The sequence below is a fragment of the Bradyrhizobium sp. Unk1 genome (assembly GCF_059512345.1).
In genome coordinates, this window is sequence record NZ_JCAMOP010000043.1 from 14476 (window position 1) to 30111 (window position 15636).

General features: G+C 65.4%; 16 protein-coding genes. 4 read left to right on the top strand and 12 right to left on the bottom strand.

Features of this window, described 5'->3' with window-relative positions:
* Positions 1 to 182 precede the first annotated feature (182 nt).
* The 10 genes from AC5ZFO_RS37970 to AC5ZFO_RS38015 form a co-directional block, all read right to left on the bottom strand.
* On the bottom strand, positions 183 to 3725 hold the full coding sequence (locus AC5ZFO_RS37970) for a beta strand repeat-containing protein (protein WP_496123459.1): 3543 nt from the start codon (positions 3723 to 3725) through the stop codon (positions 183 to 185).
* 211 nt (positions 3726 to 3936) lie between these two features.
* A complete protein-coding gene (locus AC5ZFO_RS37975) occupies positions 3937 to 4956 on the bottom strand; it encodes a WD40 repeat domain-containing protein (protein WP_496123460.1) in 1020 nt (339 codons plus the stop codon).
* Positions 4956 to 5999, bottom strand: a complete 1044-nt coding sequence (locus tag AC5ZFO_RS37980) for a CobW family GTP-binding protein (RefSeq protein WP_014491771.1) — start codon at positions 5997 to 5999, stop codon at positions 4956 to 4958. The genes AC5ZFO_RS37975 and AC5ZFO_RS37980 overlap by 1 nt, the downstream gene beginning before the upstream one ends.
* 54 nt (positions 6000 to 6053) lie before the next feature.
* Positions 6054 to 6917, bottom strand: a complete 864-nt coding sequence (locus AC5ZFO_RS37985) for a metal ABC transporter solute-binding protein, Zn/Mn family (protein ID WP_282525304.1) — start codon at positions 6915 to 6917, stop codon at positions 6054 to 6056.
* Positions 6918 to 6919: 2 nt separating this feature from the next.
* The gene (locus tag AC5ZFO_RS37990; RefSeq protein ID WP_282525305.1) at positions 6920 to 7789 is read right to left on the bottom strand and encodes a metal ABC transporter permease; all 870 of its coding nucleotides are present in this window, start codon (positions 7787 to 7789) and stop codon (positions 6920 to 6922) included.
* A 6-nt stretch (positions 7790 to 7795) separates the two neighbouring features.
* The gene (locus tag AC5ZFO_RS37995; protein ID WP_282525306.1) at positions 7796 to 8551 is read right to left on the bottom strand and encodes a metal ABC transporter ATP-binding protein; all 756 of its coding nucleotides are present in this window, start codon (positions 8549 to 8551) and stop codon (positions 7796 to 7798) included.
* 2 nt (positions 8552 to 8553) lie between these two features.
* On the bottom strand, positions 8554 to 8790 hold the full coding sequence (locus AC5ZFO_RS38000; RefSeq protein ID WP_496123461.1) for a hypothetical protein: 237 nt from the start codon (positions 8788 to 8790) through the stop codon (positions 8554 to 8556).
* A 44-nt stretch (positions 8791 to 8834) separates the two neighbouring features.
* Complete coding sequence (locus tag AC5ZFO_RS38005) at positions 8835 to 9335, bottom strand: hypothetical protein (protein WP_496123462.1); 501 nt, start codon at positions 9333 to 9335, stop codon at positions 8835 to 8837.
* The gene (locus AC5ZFO_RS38010) at positions 9332 to 9943 is read right to left on the bottom strand and encodes a permease (protein WP_247315803.1); all 612 of its coding nucleotides are present in this window, start codon (positions 9941 to 9943) and stop codon (positions 9332 to 9334) included. Before AC5ZFO_RS38010 ends, AC5ZFO_RS38005 begins: the two co-directional genes overlap by 4 nt.
* A 268-nt stretch (positions 9944 to 10211) precedes the next feature.
* Positions 10212 to 10808, bottom strand: coding sequence for a superoxide dismutase (locus tag AC5ZFO_RS38015; RefSeq protein ID WP_028148125.1), 597 nt, complete (start codon positions 10806 to 10808; stop codon positions 10212 to 10214).
* Between the two features lie 232 nt (positions 10809 to 11040).
* Between AC5ZFO_RS38015 and AC5ZFO_RS38020 the strand changes: the two genes are divergently transcribed.
* The 3 genes from AC5ZFO_RS38020 (at position 11041) to AC5ZFO_RS38030 (ending at position 13588) form a co-directional block, all read left to right on the top strand.
* Positions 11041 to 11568, top strand: a complete 528-nt coding sequence (locus tag AC5ZFO_RS38020) for a GNAT family N-acetyltransferase (protein WP_282525309.1) — start codon at positions 11041 to 11043, stop codon at positions 11566 to 11568.
* A gap of 82 nt (positions 11569 to 11650) precedes the next feature.
* Positions 11651 to 13042: an MATE family efflux transporter gene (locus tag AC5ZFO_RS38025; protein WP_496123463.1), complete on the top strand. Its 1392-nt coding sequence runs from the start codon at positions 11651 to 11653 to the stop codon at positions 13040 to 13042.
* A 111-nt stretch (positions 13043 to 13153) separates the two neighbouring features.
* Positions 13154 to 13588 (top strand): DUF2147 domain-containing protein, encoded by a 435-nt coding sequence (locus tag AC5ZFO_RS38030; RefSeq protein ID WP_282525311.1) that lies wholly within the window; start codon positions 13154 to 13156, stop codon positions 13586 to 13588.
* A 54-nt stretch (positions 13589 to 13642) separates the two neighbouring features.
* Here the strand turns inward: AC5ZFO_RS38030 and AC5ZFO_RS38035 are convergent, their stop codons facing one another.
* Positions 13643 to 14788, bottom strand: coding sequence for a DUF3095 domain-containing protein (locus AC5ZFO_RS38035; protein WP_282525312.1), 1146 nt, complete (start codon positions 14786 to 14788; stop codon positions 13643 to 13645).
* A gap of 225 nt (positions 14789 to 15013) precedes the next feature.
* On the opposite strand from AC5ZFO_RS38035, the gene AC5ZFO_RS38040 reads away from it, so the two are divergent.
* Positions 15014 to 15400 carry a hypothetical protein gene (locus AC5ZFO_RS38040; protein ID WP_282525313.1) on the top strand — a complete coding sequence of 129 codons (387 nt, stop codon included), beginning with the start codon at positions 15014 to 15016 and terminating at the stop codon, positions 15398 to 15400.
* Between the two features lie 4 nt (positions 15401 to 15404).
* Here AC5ZFO_RS38040 and AC5ZFO_RS38045 read toward each other — a convergent pair whose 3' ends face one another.
* A complete protein-coding gene (locus tag AC5ZFO_RS38045; protein WP_282525314.1) occupies positions 15405 to 15614 on the bottom strand; it encodes a hypothetical protein in 210 nt (69 codons plus the stop codon).
* Between the last annotated feature and the right edge of the window lie 22 nt (positions 15615 to 15636).

The window sequence follows — 15636 nt, forward strand, 5'->3', positions numbered from 1 at the left end:
AGCGAAACCGTGGCGACCAGCGTGTCGAGAAAGTCTGCGAGCTGGAAGCTCGTCAGAAACCGCATAGGCCCTCGCACAATGGACAGACGATCTATGCGAGAGGGGCGCCAAGTTCAATTTGAACGGGCACCGGCCGTGAAAGCCGATGCCCGTCCGTCTTGGTTGTCTTGCCTGGTGCCCCCTCAGTGAGCGGCCGCGAGTTGCGTCTGCTGGGGCGGCACGTAGCTCAGCATCGTTCCGCCGTAGCCGTCGGTGGCGAGCACGAAGGACGAAGCTGCGTACTGCGCCAGCAGCGCCCAGGAGTAGCTCTGGCCGCCGTCGGTCGTGACCGTCAAATTGTTCGCGCTGTCGACATCGACACTGCTGACCACCGTGTTGCGGAAGTCGATGGTGTCGTCAGCGCCGAAATTGGCGATCGCGCCAGACAGGCCCGTCGGCGCGTCGAGCACCAGCGTTGCGCCGTTCGAGCCGCCGAAATCGACGTTCTGGAGCAGGCCCCCGGCGTAGACATGCTCGCTGCCGCCGTCGAGATGCGTATTCGCAGCCGTGCCGGTTGCGCCGACATCCTGCTCGCCGCCGCCGCTGACGGTGGCGCCGGTCGCCGTGCCCGCCACGAACTGGTAGCCGCCGCTGATCGCGGCACTGCCGTCGGTGGCGCCGGAGTCCACATACTGGAAGCCGCCGGTCTCGATGGTCGTGGTGGTGGTTGCACCGCCCGAACCGACATATTGCCGCCCGCCGGCATTGATGGTGGTGCCGGTGGCATGGCCGTCCGTGAGCACCTGCTGCTCACCGTCGAGCACGGTGTTGGTGACAGTCCCCTGGGAAACGTCCTGATAGCCGCCCGCGGCAACGGTCGTGCCATCGGCACTGCCGCCCTGATAGACATGCTGGATGCCGCCGCTCTGGACCAGCGCACCGGTTGCCGTCCCGTAGTCGTACTGAACGCCGCCCGCGCCAACGGTCGTGCTCGTCGCCGATCCGACGATGTACTGCCGGCCACCAGCGATGGTCGCACCGCTGTCGGTGGCACCGGCGTCGACATACTGGAAGCCGCCGGTCGCGATGGTCGTATTGGTGGTCGCGCCACCGGAGCCGACATATTGCCGCCCACCGGCATTGATGACGGTGCCGGCAGCCTGGCCACCGGCAAGCACCTGCTGATTGCCGGCGAGCACGGTGTTGGTGGCCATCCCCTGGTAGACGTCCTGATAGCCGCCCGCAGCAACGGTGGTGCCGCTGGCACTGCCGCCTTGATAGACGTGTTGGGAGCCGCCGCTCTGGACCATTGCACCGGTCGCTGTGCCGTAATCGTATTGATTGCCGCCCGAGCCGATCGTGGCATTCGCGCTGCTGCCCGTCACATATTGCGTGCCGAAGACGATCGCATCGTGGTCGGCGCCGGCCGTGCTTTGGGTGCCAAGAGCCTCGATGACGGTGCCGTAGGTGCTGCCGTTGACGTAGACGTTCTGGAGTCCGCCCGACTTGATCGTGGTGTGGATCGCCGTGTTGCCGACCGTTTGCGTGCCATAAAGCACCGTGTCCTTGGCGGTCCCCTGGAAGCTCACGAGCTGAGTGGCGCCAGCCTGCACCAGGGTCCCGGTCGCCGTGCCGTATTCGAGCCCTTGGCTCCCACCATTGTATATCGTTGCCCCGGTCGAGGTCCCGCGGACGATTTCGCCCGCGCCGGAGAGCACGATCGCACCGGTTTCCGCGGCGTTGGAATCCACGGTGAAGAAACTGTTCACAACCACCGCGTTGGTGATCTGCGTGCTGGAGACAAGCGTATAGCCGCCCCTGATGAGCGTATAGGTCGGCGAGGCGCCGACATTGCCTGCGGCATCCGAGAATCTAGCCGCGATCGTCGTCAATCCGAACGGCACCACCTGGCTGTTGAACTGCCACGATCCGGTTGCGCTGGAGACGATCACGTCGGTCCCTCCGACCGTGACGGTCACCTGCGCCGCCACGTCGGTCGTCCCCTGCAGGGTGACCTTCGGGTTTGACACCGACGAGTCGGCCGACAAATTGATGCCCGTGATCCCGAGCGATGCGGTCGCATCGACCGTGAAGGTGAACGCCGGGCCGACGCTGCTGTTGCCGTGGGAGTCGGTCGCAGCCGCGACATAGCTGTAAGTGGTGCCGTCCTGCAGGCCGGACACGCCGAGGCTCCACGTGCCGTTCTGGCCGACCGTGGCCGTGCCGACGACTGCGTGAGTCATGGCGTCGGTGACCGAGATGGTGTCGCCGGCATTGCCGGTGCCGGCCAACGTCGTCGCCCCACCATGGAAATGCGCCGCGTTGATGTAATTGTTGCCGTCGGCGCCGAGGGTGACGTCCCCGTCGGTGATGGTCAGCGCCGGCGACGTCCGCACGATCGTGTACGCCGGTCCCGTCTCGCTGGATGAACCGGTCAGCAGGATATCGGTGCCCGAACTTTGAGTGAAAGGATTGGTGCCGAATTGATATCCGACCAGAACGTCGGCCTTGCCGTCGCCGTTCAGGTCACCGACGCCGATCTGCCCGGCGGTCTTGTCGAGCGGCGAGATCCTCACTTGCCCGAACGTGCCGTCGCCGTGACCGAAGAAGGTCGAGAGCGTGTTGTTGGTTCCGACGACCACGAGATCAGCCACGCCATCGCCGTTGATGTCGGCGACCGCGCCGGATCCGATCGTACCCGCCGCCTGAAGAGTCGTCCCGGACGAGGTGAAAGTACCGTCGCCGTTGCCGAGCAGGATCGAGATTGTGGCGCTGCTGACGGCCGCCATGTCGAGCTTGCCGTCACCGTTGAAATCGCCGGTGAGGACAGATGTCGCCGTCCCGACCGGGGACGACGGAGCCTGGAACGTGCCGTCACCATTGCCGAAGCTCAGCGCTATTGCCAGATTGGTCGAATTCCTCGTCACGAGGTCGAGCTTGCCGTCTCCATTGAAGTCGCCATAGGCGATGGAGCCGACGCCGAGATTCGTGGTGATGGCAGTCCCAAACGTACCGTTGCCATTTCCTGGCAGGACCGTGCTGCCGACGACGATGTCGAGCACGCCATCGCCGGTCACGTCGATCACTTTAGGTGTTTGATAGACGCCGCTGCCGACGGAATAGCTCGTGTTGGCCCCGAACGTGCCGTTACCGTTGCCGAGACGAACAGTCACGGTACCGTCGAGGGTGACCTGTTCGATGTCCAGCTTGCCGTCGCCATTCAGATCGGCAAGCGCCAGCAAGGGCAATAGGCCTGGGCTCGAGGTGTTCGAGGCTGAGGAGAAGTGACCGGTGCCGTCGTTCAGCGCCACGCTGACGTAGCTCGGGTTGACGAAAAAGTTTGTCCCCATCACGACGTCCAGCTTCCCGTCTCCGTTGACGTCGCCGATCGCGAAGGACGTCGGGCTGTTTACGGTCAGCTTCGATTCGGATTGGTACGGTCCGACATAGTAACCATTGGTATCGTGGACGTTGCTTCCCGTGAACTGGAGCGCCACCGAGCCGGAGCCGAATCCGGTATTCACCGTGACCGTATAGCTCGAAAGGTTGCTGCCGGCGACCGGCGTCACGTCGGTGATGCCCGCGCCGCCGATGCTGCCACTCGTTGCAAGGCTGAACTGATCGATCGTGACGCCAAGAACAGGCTTCGAGAAGGTGACGGTGTAGTGCACCGTTCCGGCGTCGGTCTGGGTCGGATCGGTCGCTGTGATGCTGGTGATAGTCGGAAGATCGGGGATGACGGGCATCTGAATTCCCTGCGGTGGCGCGTGTTGATGCGAGAAATCGAATTGCACGCAAACTCCGGAGAGACCGGCGCTGTGCGCAATTGACCGCACGACGGCAATTCGAAATTGCACGTCGCACGCTCTGCATCCGCGACCCTACAGGGGCTGCTTGTCGGTTATGTTACACGATAACAAAATTAACATAGCGGGGAGAGGCTGTGGATAGTCGGTCTCACAGCTCCAGCAATCCGCCGTCGCCGTTCTCGTCGGCGAAGGCCAGCAGCGTGCCCTTGGCGTTCCAGGCAATCGCCGCGACCGGAGGCGTGCCGTTGCGCCGGACCAGGATCTCGGCGCCGTCCTCGAGCCGCACCATCAGCACGGTGCCGTCGCTGTAACCGGCGGCGAGTATGTCGTTCTTGGGATGACACGCGACCACCGACACGCGCGCCTGCAGCGGCGCGAGCATCGCGGGCTCCTTGCCCATCGGGCCGTCCTTGCTGCCGAACGGCCAGATGATGACTGTGTCGGCACCCGAAGTCGCCAACCCTTTGCCGCCCGCGCTCCAGGACATCGAGCGGACGCGGCCGGGATAGCCGGTCATGCGCATGTGCCTGTTGTCGGCAAGCCGCCAGCCGTGCAGCGCCGCCTCGTGCATCGTGGTGACCAGGAACTTGTTGTCGGGGCTGAAGGTGACGCCGAGATGCGAGCCGGCCCAGGGCAGGAATTCGGCTGAGCCTTCCATGTTCGGAAACCACAGCGTGGCGCCGTTGTAATGGGCGATCGCGAGCCGCAGGCCCTTCGGCGCGAAGGCGAGACCGCCGACGGTCGAGGGCACCTCAAGCGACTTCTCCTCGGCCTTGCCGCTCTTGACGGTCGCCTTCTTGCCGGCCGACCAGGCATAGGCACCGTCGGGATGGAGCGCCACCGCGTCGATCCAGCGCCGCTTGGGGTCGGTGGCGAGCAGCGTCACCTCACCCTTGGCGTCGAGCGACACAACCTTACCGTCGTCGCCGCCCATGATGAGGCGCTTGCCGTCGGAGGCGGTCGACAGAATGCCGCCGCTATGGACAGCGACCGTCGTGATCTCGCCCTTGGCGTCGACGAGCGCGACATTCTCCTCGCCGCCGACGAAGGCGGCGCGGGGCCCAAGGAAATACACAGAGGTCACGCCCATGCCGAGCGTAACCGGCTTGACGCGGTCGGTGACGGAGACGATCGAGGCGGAATCGGGGGCCGGCGTAAACTCTTTCATCACGAGACGATGCAGCTCTCAAAACCCTCGCGAATGGCCTTTTCCGGCAATTCGCGGCCGATGAAGACGAGGCGGCTCTCGCGCGGCTCGCCGTCCTTCCACTTCCGCTGGTGGTTGCCCTCCAGCATCATGTGGACGCCCTGGAAGACATAGCGGTCATCATCGTCGTGGAAGGCGAGGATGCCCTTGGAGCGCAGGATCTTGCCGCCCTCCACCTGCACCAGGTTCTGGAGCCAGGGCATGAACACGTTCGGATCGAGCGGCTTGTCGGTCTTGAGCGACAGCGATTGCATGTCCTCGTCGTGATAGTGCTTCAGGCCGTGGCCGTGATCATGGTGGTGATGGTCGTGGCCGTGATGGTGATGATCATGGTCGTGGTCATGATCGTCGGCCTCCAGGAAATCCGGCTCGATGTCGAGGATGCGGTCGAGGTCGAAGGCGCCGCGGTCGAGCACGTCCGCCAGGGCCACCGAGCAGCGCTCGGTGCGATGCAGCTTGGCATAGGGGTTGATGGCGCGGATGCGGGCCTCGACCTCGGCAAGCTCCGGCTTGGTGACGAGATCGGTCTTGTTCAGCACGATGACGTCGGCGAACGCGATCTGGTTCTTGGCCTCGGGCGCGTCCTTGAGCCGGTCGGACAGCCATTTGGCGTCGGCGACCGTGACGACGGCATCGAGCCGCGCGTTCTTCTGCACGTCCTCGTCGACGAAGAAGGTCTGGGCGACCGGCGCCGGATCGGCAAGGCCGGTGGTCTCGACGATAATGGCGTCGAACTTGCCCTTGCGCTTCATCAGGCCGTCCATGATGCGCACGAGGTCGCCGCGCACGGTGCAGCAGATGCACCCGTTGTTCATCTCGAACACTTCCTCATCGGCGCCGATGATGAGGTCGTTGTCGATGCCGATCTCGCCGAATTCGTTGACGATGACGGCGTATTTCTTGCCGTGGTTTTCCGACAGGATGCGGTTCAACAGCGTGGTCTTGCCGGCGCCGAGATAGCCGGTCAGCACGGTCACGGGAATTTTCTGGGACGCTTCAGACATAACAACTCCGGGTCGGGCTTTTCCGCGCGACGCACGGCGGGGTGGCCCCCTGCCCTAGTGGTCAAGCGCGCTGGTCAGGGCCTTTATATTGTGCCTGACCATATCAATGTAAGTGGGTGCGAGCCCCTTTTCGCCGGTCAAACCGTCCGAAATCAGGGTCCCGCCGACCTTGGCCCCGGTCTCGGCCGCGATCCGCCGGATCAGGCGGTCATCACTGATGTTTTCCAGGAACACGGCCGGGATTTTTTGGGCCTTGATCTGGCCGATGATGGCGGCGATGTCCCGCGCGCTGGGCTCGGTCTCCGTGGAGACCCCCAAGGGGGCCACGAACTGGACACCATATTCGGCGGCGAAATAGCCGAAGGCGTCATGGGTGGAGATCACCCTGCGCCGGCCCAGTGGGATTTTCGCCACGGCCTCCCGCACCTCGCGGTCGAGCGCTTCGAGCGTATCCAGATAGGCCTTTGCCCGGGCGCGAAAGAACTCGGCGTCGTCAGGGTCGGCCGCGGCCAGCGCATTGGCGATGTCGCTCACGTAGATCTTGGCGTTCGGGACGGACTGCCAGGCATGCGGATCCGCGGCCGAGCCGAGCTTCAGCGGTGCGATGCCGGCGCTCGCGGTGACCACCTGCGCCTTGCTTCCGGCGGACTGCACCAGACGCGGCAGCCAGCCTTCGAGGCCGAGCCCGTTGACGATCACGAGCTTTGCGTCCGCAATCCGCTTCGCATCGCTTGGCGCGGGCGTGTAGACGTGGACGTCGCTGTCGGGGCCGACCAGCGTCGTGACGTTGACTCGATCGCCGCCAACGTTCCGGACGAAATCGCCGAGGATCGAGAAGCTCGCGACGACATTGAGCCGCTCGGCCGCATGCAGCGGCGAGGCGATCAGCAGGAGCACATAAAGCAGGAGACGCCGCATCGTCACGCTTCCAGATGCCGGCCGGGAAACAGCTGCCGGACGATACCGCCGACGCGGCCGAACAGGACGGAGACGATGTAGAGCACCGTCGCCACCAGAATGATCGCAGGGCCCGACGGCACGCGGGTCTGAAACGACAGCACAAGGCCCGCATAGCCCGAGACCGCGGCAGCGACGACGGCGATGCAGATCATGACGGTGAGATCGCGCGACCAGAACCGGGCAATGCCGGCCGGCAGGATCATCAGGCCCACCGCGAGCAGCGTGCCGAGCGCCTGAAAGCCGTTGACGAGGTTGATCACGACGAGCGCGAGGAAGGCGAGATGCGCGGGGCCGCCGGCGCGGCTGACGGTGCGCAGGAACAGGGGATCGACACTCTCGATCACCAGCGGGCGATAGATCACCGCGAGCACCAGCAGCGTCACCGTGGCGTTGAAGGCGACCACCAGCAGGGTCTGGTCGTCCATCGCGAGGATGTTGCCGAACAGCACGTGCAAGAGGTCGATATTGGTGCCCTTGATCGAGACGATGGTGACGCCCAGCGCCAGCGAGGCCAGATAGAAGGTCGCAAGCGAGGCGTCCTCCTTCAGCCCGGTCGAACGCGCGACCACGCCGGCGAGGATCGCAACCGCAAAGCCTGCGACCAGGCCGCCGGCGGTCATCGCGAACAGATTGAGGCCGGAGAGCAGGAAGCCGACGGCCGCACCGGGCAGGATCGCATGCGCCATGGCGTCGCCGACGAGGCTCATCCGCCGCAGCATCAGGAACACGCCGATCGGCGCGCCCGCCAGCGACAGCGCGATCACGGCGGCAAGCGCGCGCCGCATGAACTCGAATTCGGTGAACGGGCCGATCAGCGCGTCATAGATCATCTGTGATCACGCCGCCCGCGAACGTCCGTCCTCGGCGCAAGCCGTGGCACTGTCGTCAAAAGCCTCGCACATCCGCATCGCGACCAGCAGGTTTTCCGGCGTCAGCACCTCCGCCGTCGGTCCCCAGGCCACGGGCCCGCGCGCCAGCACCAGCGTTTCGGTGAAATGGTTGCGCACCATTTCCATGTCGTGCAACGCGGCGAGCACGGTGCGGCCTTCGCCGTGCCAGTGCTTCACCAGCGCAAGCAGATCGGCCGTGGTCTTGCTGTCGATGGCGTTGAAGGGCTCGTCGAGCACGATCAGGCGCGCGTCCTGGAGCAGCACGCGCGCGAACAAGATGCGCTGCATCTGCCCGCCCGAGAGCGTGCCGATGGGGCGGTTCTCGAAGCCGTTGAGGCCGACGGAGGCGATCGCGCGCAGGATCTTCTCGCGCGCAGCCTTGCCGATGCCACCGAACAGGCCCGCGTCGCGCCACAGCCCGGTGCCGACGAAGTCGAACACCGAGATCGGGAAGCTGCGGTCGATCTCCGCGCTCTGCGGCAGATAGGCGATATCACGGGAATCGAGTCCGCCGAGATGGATGCTGCCGTCGAGCGGCCGGAGGATGCCGACGATGCCGCGCAACAGCGTCGACTTGCCGGCGCCGTTCGGGCCGATCACGGCGACCAGCGCGCCAGCTGCGACCTCGCCGTTGAGATGATGCACGGCCGGGTGACGGTCATAGCCGAGCGTGACGTTGTGAAAGTGCAGTGCCGCCGCCATGGTCACCTCATCGCCAGGAAGACCACGCCCCAGAGCACGGCACAGACGACAAGCGCGGCCGCGAGCCGGCCGGCCAAGGTCATGCGCAGGATCGACCAGGGCGCGTCCTGGGCCGGATGGGGCGAGGCCGCATCATGGACATGGGCGTGGGTATGGTCGTGGCCATGCGAATGCCCGTGGTCATGAGAATGGTCATGAACGTGGTCGTGCTGATGGGCGTGGGACGCGGCGGGAACCATGTCTAAGACGTTATATTATAACATTACCCCTGTCCACGGCCGGCTCAGGGCTTGCCGATCACCATCGCGATGGCGGCGGCGGCGAACGGGAACGGCACCGAGACGACGCAGCGGAACCAGACGAACCGGGCCGGCATGAACGGGATTTCCCACAGAATCACCCGCTGGAAGGCGAACAGGGCCCAGGCGACGACATAGGCGACCACCTGCGGCACCCCGCCGCCCGACTTCAGCGCCACCGTGCCGATGGAAAAGCCGATCCCGGGTCCGCCGGGGGTGGCGGCGCCGGCGACCACGGCGGTCGCAACCCCGAGCCAGCCGCTGTCCGGCCCGAGCCAGCCGGTGATCACCTCCTGCGGGATGATGGCGGCGATGTAGCCGGAGCCGATCACCCCGAGGGCGATGCGCGGCACGATGTTGATGAAGTCCATGGAGCCTTCGCGGAGCGAGGCCTTGAACACCGGTGGGCCGCGGCGGAAGGCGATCAGGCCGACGCCGAAAACCGAGCCCCACAGCAGGATGTCGATCAGAAGCGCCGCGCTCAATTCTCGTCGTCCTTCGCGGCCGGCTGCGGATAGATCCGGACATAGACGAAGCGGCCCAGCGCGCCGGCGAGCACCGGCAGCGGCAGCGAGATCAGGATCCGCCACAGCGTGAAGTCGGTGCCCATGATCGGGATTTCCCAGGCCACCGCGCGGCCGTAGCCGATCAGGGTCCAGCTCACGACCATGGCGATGGTGGCGCCGAAATCGGCGCCGACGGCGAGCAGCGCGCTCGCCACGGGATAGGCGGTGAAGGGTCCGCCCGGCAGGATCGCGCCGAAGGCGGTGCCGATCAAAAGGCCCATCAGCCCGGATTTCGGCCCGAGCGAGCGCGAGACTTTTTCGTGCGGCAGGATTTCGGAGATGAAGGCCCCGAGCAGGCAGCCCGCCAGCACGCGCGGCAGGATGCCGCCGAACAGCGAGAGGTCGTGCGTGAGAATCTCCAGGACACCGTCTGTGCCATCACGCCGCCAGACCAGGCCCGCGCTCACCGCCACCAGCACCGCGATGATGATGGTCGACCAGCCGATCGGCTTGCGCACACGCCCCGGCCGCGGCTCGGACTCCGCGTCCTCGGCAGGCGCCGGATTGTTCGGGGAAGGTTCTGACAACGGCTCGGTCGGATCGAGGGTGATGCCCATTCTGATTAAGGGCGGCGTCCACGCGATGCAAACGATACGATCACAGGCCGATGCGCGCACTGCGCAGGACTAGTTCGGCGAATTCCGCACAGCAAAAAGGCGGCCGCGCATGCGACCGCCTTTTCGTCATTCCGGGGCGCGCGGGGCGCGAGCCCGGAATCCATTTGTCCACGCGGACTGACGCCCGATGGAGTCCGGGATCGGCGCTGACGCGCCGCCCCGGAATGACCAAGAAGCCTTACGCCTTGTCGTACAGGGACTCGACGTATTCCCAGTTCACGAGGTTCTCGACGAACGCCTTCAGATAGTCCGGACGGCGATTGCGATAGTCGATGTAGTAGGAGTGCTCCCAGACGTCCACGCCGAGGATCGGGGTGGCGCCGTGCACCAGCGGATTCTCGCCGTTCGGGGTCTTGGAGATTTCGAGCTTGCCGTTCTTGACCTGCAGCCAGGCCCACCCGGAGCCGAACTGGCCGACGCCGGCCGCCTGGAAGTCCGTCTTGAACTTCTCGAAGCCGCCGAGGTCCTCGTTGATCTTCTTCTCGAGCTTGCCCGGCAGCTTGGTGCCGCCGCCATTGGGCTTCATCCAGCTCCAGAAGTGGATGTGGTTGTAGTGCTGGCCGGCATTGTTGAACACGGCCGGGTTCTTGCCGAACGAGCCCTTGACGATCTCCTCAAGGGACTTGCCTTCCCATTCGGTGCCCTTAAGCGCGTTGTTGCCGTTGGTGACGTAGGCCTGATGATGCTTGTCGTGGTGGAATTCCAGCGTCTCCTTCGACATGAACTGGCCGAGGGCGTCATAGGCGTAAGGGAGTGGGGGCAGCGTAAAGGTCATGGGTTGTTGTCCGCGACTGATGGGGAACTGGCTTAACGGGGAGTCTTATAGAAGGTTCCACCGCCGTTAAATACCGCCAATTTGCGAAAATGGGTGATGCGGCCGATTGGCCGGATTGCATAAAATCGACGCATCGTGGGGCGCGCTTCGACAGGCCGTAAAATATCATTGCCTTTGAGGCGCTTATGGCAGAACGAACGCACCACGGCGCGAGGATGCGAAAGAGAAAGCGATGAGCATCGAGATCGACATTTTGAACGGCGACGCCTCGTGGCGGATCGCGGAGCCGCTGCATCAGGCGGTCTGGGGTCCGCACATGGTCGCGGATAAGCCCTGGGCCCACGTCAAATGGGCCAATGCCGATCTGCGCGTGCTGATCGAGACGCCCGAGGACGGCCTCGTCTGCCACGTCGGCATCTACTTCCGTACCGTCACCTGGAATGGACAGAAGGTTCACATCGGCGGCATCGGCGGGGTCTGCACGCGCGAGGACCGGCGCGGTCGCGGCTACGCGACCATGGCGATCGACGCAGCCATCCACACCATGCGCGCCAACGAGGCGGTCCGTTTCGGGCTGCTGTTCTCCGAACCGGACAATTTTGCGTTCTACCAAGCCCGCAGCTGGCTGCCCTTCAAGGGCGAGGTCTATTGCGAGCAGCCGGAGGGTCGGATCCGCTTCGACTACATGGCGCCCTACGTCTTCAACATCGTCCGCGCGCCGACGCTGGGCACCATCGACCTATGCGGCCTGCCCTGGTGAGCCCTGCGTGAGGGGAGGACTGGCGCGAAGGCGCTGCGCCCTATAAAATGTCGATCGTCATCCAATATTCCGCCCGGTGGACATGACGATCGACGCCTCCGCAGACGCCGCGCCGCCACGTGCACCGGTCGCTTCCCCCATTGCGGGCCTGCTGACGGCGCCGATCCTGCCGACGCTGCTGCGGCTCGCGATCCCCAACATGATCGCGATGGTCGGAAGCACGCTGGTTGCGATTGCCGAGACCTCCTATATCGGCCGGCTCGGCACCATTCCGCTGGCGGCGATCGCGCTGGTGTTTCCGTTTGCGATGCTGACGCAGATGATGAGCGCGGGCGCGATGGGCGGCGGCGTTTCGTCCGCGATCAGCCGCGCGCTCGGCGCAGGCGATCGTGACCGCGCCGCGGCGCTGGCGCTGCACGCCGCCATCATCGGCCTCTGCGGCGGGCTGTTCTTCACGGCGATGATGCTCGCTTTCGGCCGCAGCTTCTTCACGCTGCTCGGCGGACGCGAGCGCGTGCTCGAGGAAGCCAGCGGCTATTCGCAAATGCTGTTCTCCGGCGCGGTCGCGATCTGGCTCGTCAACACGCTGGCCTCGGTGATCCGCGGCACCGGCGACATGCGCCTGCCTTCGATGATTCTGATCGGGGCGAGCGCGCTCCAGATCGCGCTCGGCGGCGCGCTGGGGCTCGGCCTGTTCGGCGCGAAGCAATTCGGCATGCCCGGTGTCGCCGCCGGCCAGTTGATCGCCTTCACCTGCGCGGCGATCTTCTTCGTCTGGTATCTCCTGTCGGGCCGCAGCCGGCTGCCGCTGAAGGTCCGCGCCTTCCATTTCGAACGCGCGATGTTCCTGGACATCCTCAAGGTCGGCGCGGTCGCCTGCCTGTCGCCGCTCCAGACCGTGCTCACGATTCTGATCTTCACAAAGATCCTCGCGACCTTCGGCACCGAGATGCTGGCCGGCTACGGCATCGGCTCGCGGCTGGAATTCCTGCTGATCCCGATCACCTTCGCCTTCGGCATCGCCTCGGTGCCGATGGTCGGCATGGCCATGGGCGCCGGACATGTGAAACGCGCCCGACGTGTCGCCTGGACCGCGGCCGCGGCTTCGGGATTGACCGTCGGCGTGATTGGCCTCGTCGTCGCGCTTGATCCGGCGTTGTGGGTATCGCTCTTCACTGCGGATCCCGGCGTCACCGCGGCGGCGCACAGCTATTTCCACTGGGCGGGGCCGGCCTTCATGTTCTTCGGCATGGGCGTGTCGCTGTATTTTTCCTCGCAAGGTGCGGCGCGCGTCGGCGGTCCGGTGCTCGCCTCCACGGCGCGGCTGCTGATCGTCGCGATCGGCGGCGTCGGTCTCATGACGGCGCAGGCGCAGGCGCCGGCCTGGACCTTGTTCGCGCTGGTCGGCGGCGCCATGGTCGTGTTCGGGCTTTCGACCGCGGCCTCGGTCGCCTTCGCCCGCTGGGGCAAATGAGCGCAGGCAAATGAACGTGGGCGGGATAAACGCGGGAATGTGATTCCATCCAGCGTTGCACTATCCTGCCGGACTGCTATGGAGGCGCCTCAATTTTTGGGGGCCCTTTCCATGTTCGGCAGATTCGCCATCCTTTCCGTCATCCTGGCTGCAATGTTTGGCGCGCCTGCCGCCCACGCGCAGAGCGCCGATGGGACCTGGCTGACGCAGGCCGGCGATGCGCGCGTCAAGATCAGCAAATGCGGCGGCGGCATCTGCGGCCATATCGTCTGGCTGCGCGAGCCCTATGACACCGCGACCGGCCAGCCTGCGACCGACAGCAAGAATCCCAATCCTGCGCTCGCCAAACGCGCGATGATCGGCCTGCCGCTGTTCAGCGGCATGGAGCCCTCAGGGCCGAACAAATGGTCGGGCCAGATCTACAATGCCGATGACGGCAGCACCTATGCGAGCAACGTCTCCGTGACTGGTGCGGATTCGCTGCGGGTCGAAGGCTGCGTCGGCGCGCTCTGCGGCGGCGAGACCTGGACGCGCGCGGGACGCTGAGATCTACGAACTCTCGTGCCCCGGACGCAGCGCGTCCGGGACACGAGAATCCCCTTACCCCACCATCGCCTTCAACGCCGTTGCCGCCGACGCGTAGCCGCCGCGCGCGCCGTCGATGAAATGGACGTGGTCGCTGCGCAGGGCCGACGGCGTGAAACAGGTCATCATCGCGGCGTCCTGCTGGTAGAGGCCGTAGCGCACGATGCCGTCGCGCGCCGCAGCCGCGAGACAGTCGCTCAACGCGCGTTCGAGCTGCGGGGTGCAGTCGAGGATCATGCGCAGGCCATCGTCGTATTTGCGGAAGTCTGAATTCTCGACCACCTGGCGCTTGTAGATGTTTGGCACGAAGCCGCCGACGTTGAGGTCGAAACGCATGATCAGATAGACGAACAGCGTGTAGGCCAGGACGCTGGCGCGACGCGCAATCAGCGGGCCGCCACGCCTGGTGCGGGCTTCGAATTCCAGCCCCTGCGGCGGCCATTTCAGCGGCGGCCCCTGCGGCGGCACCGGGCGGCCGCCATCCGGGCTGCGCTCCACGAGATGGATGATGTCCTCGATCACCTTGCGGAAGGCGTCCGGATCGGCACCGCGCGCCGGCATCACCAGCACCGACAGGATCAGGCCGCGCGCGGCCGGCATCACCTCGAAGCGGCACGACAGGCCGGAAAGATCGGGCTGCGTGCCCGCCGGCGCTTCGGCGACCGCGAACTCGCCGCGCTTCATGGCGGCGTCGGCCCAGGCGAGCCCGCCGCCGGAAAACATCGCATAGGACAGATTGGCCGACGGACCGAAGCGAGCGACGCGGACGTCGAGCCCTTGCGCGCGGATCGCACTCACCGGCACCAGCGCGACGCGCATCTTCAGATCGAGATCTTCCCGCACCCAGGTCGCGGTCGCGGCCAGCGCGTCGCGGGCGTGTTCGACATCGGAAGGCGCAACCGCAAAGCTCGCGCCGTCGCCGCCGAACACGAAGGGGAATTCGCGCCCCTCGAGCGCGTTGGTCACCGCTGCGATCACGGCGGCACCGGCCATGTTGACCGCCTTGTAGCGCTGCGCCGCAATCGCTTTGGTGGAATCGACGATGTCGGCGACGCCGATGCTCCAATCATCCGGAAGCGGCGCATAGAGCGCGGGGTCCATCAGGCTGGTGAAGCCGCGGAAGACGGGAATGCCGCCGTAGAAGGATTCGCCTGATGTCATCGGGTGATGCCGGATGGTTGGGAAGCGCGTCCGAGGAAAGATACGAGGCAGGATCGATCCGGGTTCGCCGGCCGGCGCCCTCTTTCGATTCCCGATCATTGGCCGAAATGCACCCGGACAACAAGATCGCGGCGCGCCGCAAATGCCGCAGTCCGTCATTGATCGGCGTCAAACAGCCGGCCGGAAGAGCGGCTATGGTCGGGGCATCTCCAGAGATTACATGGGATGATCGAAGTGCCCGACTTCGGCAACAAGGACTCGAACGTTCCGGTGCGCCGGCGCACGGGGCTCGATCCGGTCAGCGCGGTGAAGATGCCGGAGCGACTGACCGCGACCGTCGATGCCTGGGCTGAAGCTCATCACCTGTCGCGTTCGGCTGCGATCTGCAAGCTGGTCGAGCTGGGCCTGAAGGTTGCGCCCCCGGCATTCACGTCGGATCCGCCAGTCGTATCCGACGCCACCAGGATCGAGGCGCTGGCCGTGCACGAGATCGAGCGGCTGCTCGACCCCGCATTGCCCACGGACGAACGCGAACGCCGCATCCGCCGCCTGACCGAAGGGCCGCCGGAATTTTCACACGACCGGATTGATCTGCCGAAGCAAGCGACGTGAACGCCTAGTGCAGCTTTTCGTCCTCGCGCTTGCGCAAGGCCTCGAGCGAGGCGTCGTGGCAGCCGACGAGGCGCACGAATTGCTGCGGATACATCTGATAGCCGTGACTGCCCGAATTCTGATTTGTCATCGGCGTGCAATGGATGTCGTCCGGCTTCGCAAGAGGCTGCTCGGTCCGACTCTGATTTGAAGCGGTCATGCTTTGCGCGGCCATCGACTGCTCCCCTTCGATTAGG

What these genes read in the sequence shown, in the direction of transcription:
- AC5ZFO_RS37970 (WP_496123459.1), bottom strand. Translation starts at nt 3,725, where the DNA reads ATGCCCGTCATCCCCGATCTTCCGACTATCACCAGCATCACAGCGACC.
- AC5ZFO_RS37975 (WP_496123460.1), bottom strand. Translation starts at nt 4,956, where the DNA reads ATGAAAGAGTTTACGCCGGCCCCCGATTCCGCCTCGATCGTCTCCGTC.
- AC5ZFO_RS37980 (WP_014491771.1), bottom strand. Translation starts at nt 5,999, where the DNA reads ATGTCTGAAGCGTCCCAGAAAATTCCCGTGACCGTGCTGACCGGCTAT.
- AC5ZFO_RS37985 (WP_282525304.1), bottom strand. Translation starts at nt 6,917, where the DNA reads ATGCGGCGTCTCCTGCTTTATGTGCTCCTGCTGATCGCCTCGCCGCTG.
- AC5ZFO_RS37990 (WP_282525305.1), bottom strand. Translation starts at nt 7,789, where the DNA reads ATGATCTATGACGCGCTGATCGGCCCGTTCACCGAATTCGAGTTCATG.
- AC5ZFO_RS37995 (WP_282525306.1), bottom strand. Translation starts at nt 8,551, where the DNA reads ATGGCGGCGGCACTGCACTTTCACAACGTCACGCTCGGCTATGACCGT.
- AC5ZFO_RS38000 (WP_496123461.1), bottom strand. Translation starts at nt 8,790, where the DNA reads ATGGTTCCCGCCGCGTCCCACGCCCATCAGCACGACCACGTTCATGAC.
- AC5ZFO_RS38015 (WP_028148125.1), bottom strand. Translation starts at nt 10,808, where the DNA reads ATGACCTTTACGCTGCCCCCACTCCCTTACGCCTATGACGCCCTCGGC.
- AC5ZFO_RS38020 (WP_282525309.1), top strand. Translation starts at nt 11,041, where the DNA reads ATGAGCATCGAGATCGACATTTTGAACGGCGACGCCTCGTGGCGGATC.
- AC5ZFO_RS38025 (WP_496123463.1), top strand. Translation starts at nt 11,651, where the DNA reads ATGACGATCGACGCCTCCGCAGACGCCGCGCCGCCACGTGCACCGGTC.
- AC5ZFO_RS38030 (WP_282525311.1), top strand. Translation starts at nt 13,154, where the DNA reads ATGTTCGGCAGATTCGCCATCCTTTCCGTCATCCTGGCTGCAATGTTT.
- AC5ZFO_RS38035 (WP_282525312.1), bottom strand. Translation starts at nt 14,788, where the DNA reads ATGACATCAGGCGAATCCTTCTACGGCGGCATTCCCGTCTTCCGCGGC.
- AC5ZFO_RS38040 (WP_282525313.1), top strand. Translation starts at nt 15,014, where the DNA reads ATGATCGAAGTGCCCGACTTCGGCAACAAGGACTCGAACGTTCCGGTG.
- AC5ZFO_RS38045 (WP_282525314.1), bottom strand. Translation starts at nt 15,614, where the DNA reads ATGGCCGCGCAAAGCATGACCGCTTCAAATCAGAGTCGGACCGAGCAG.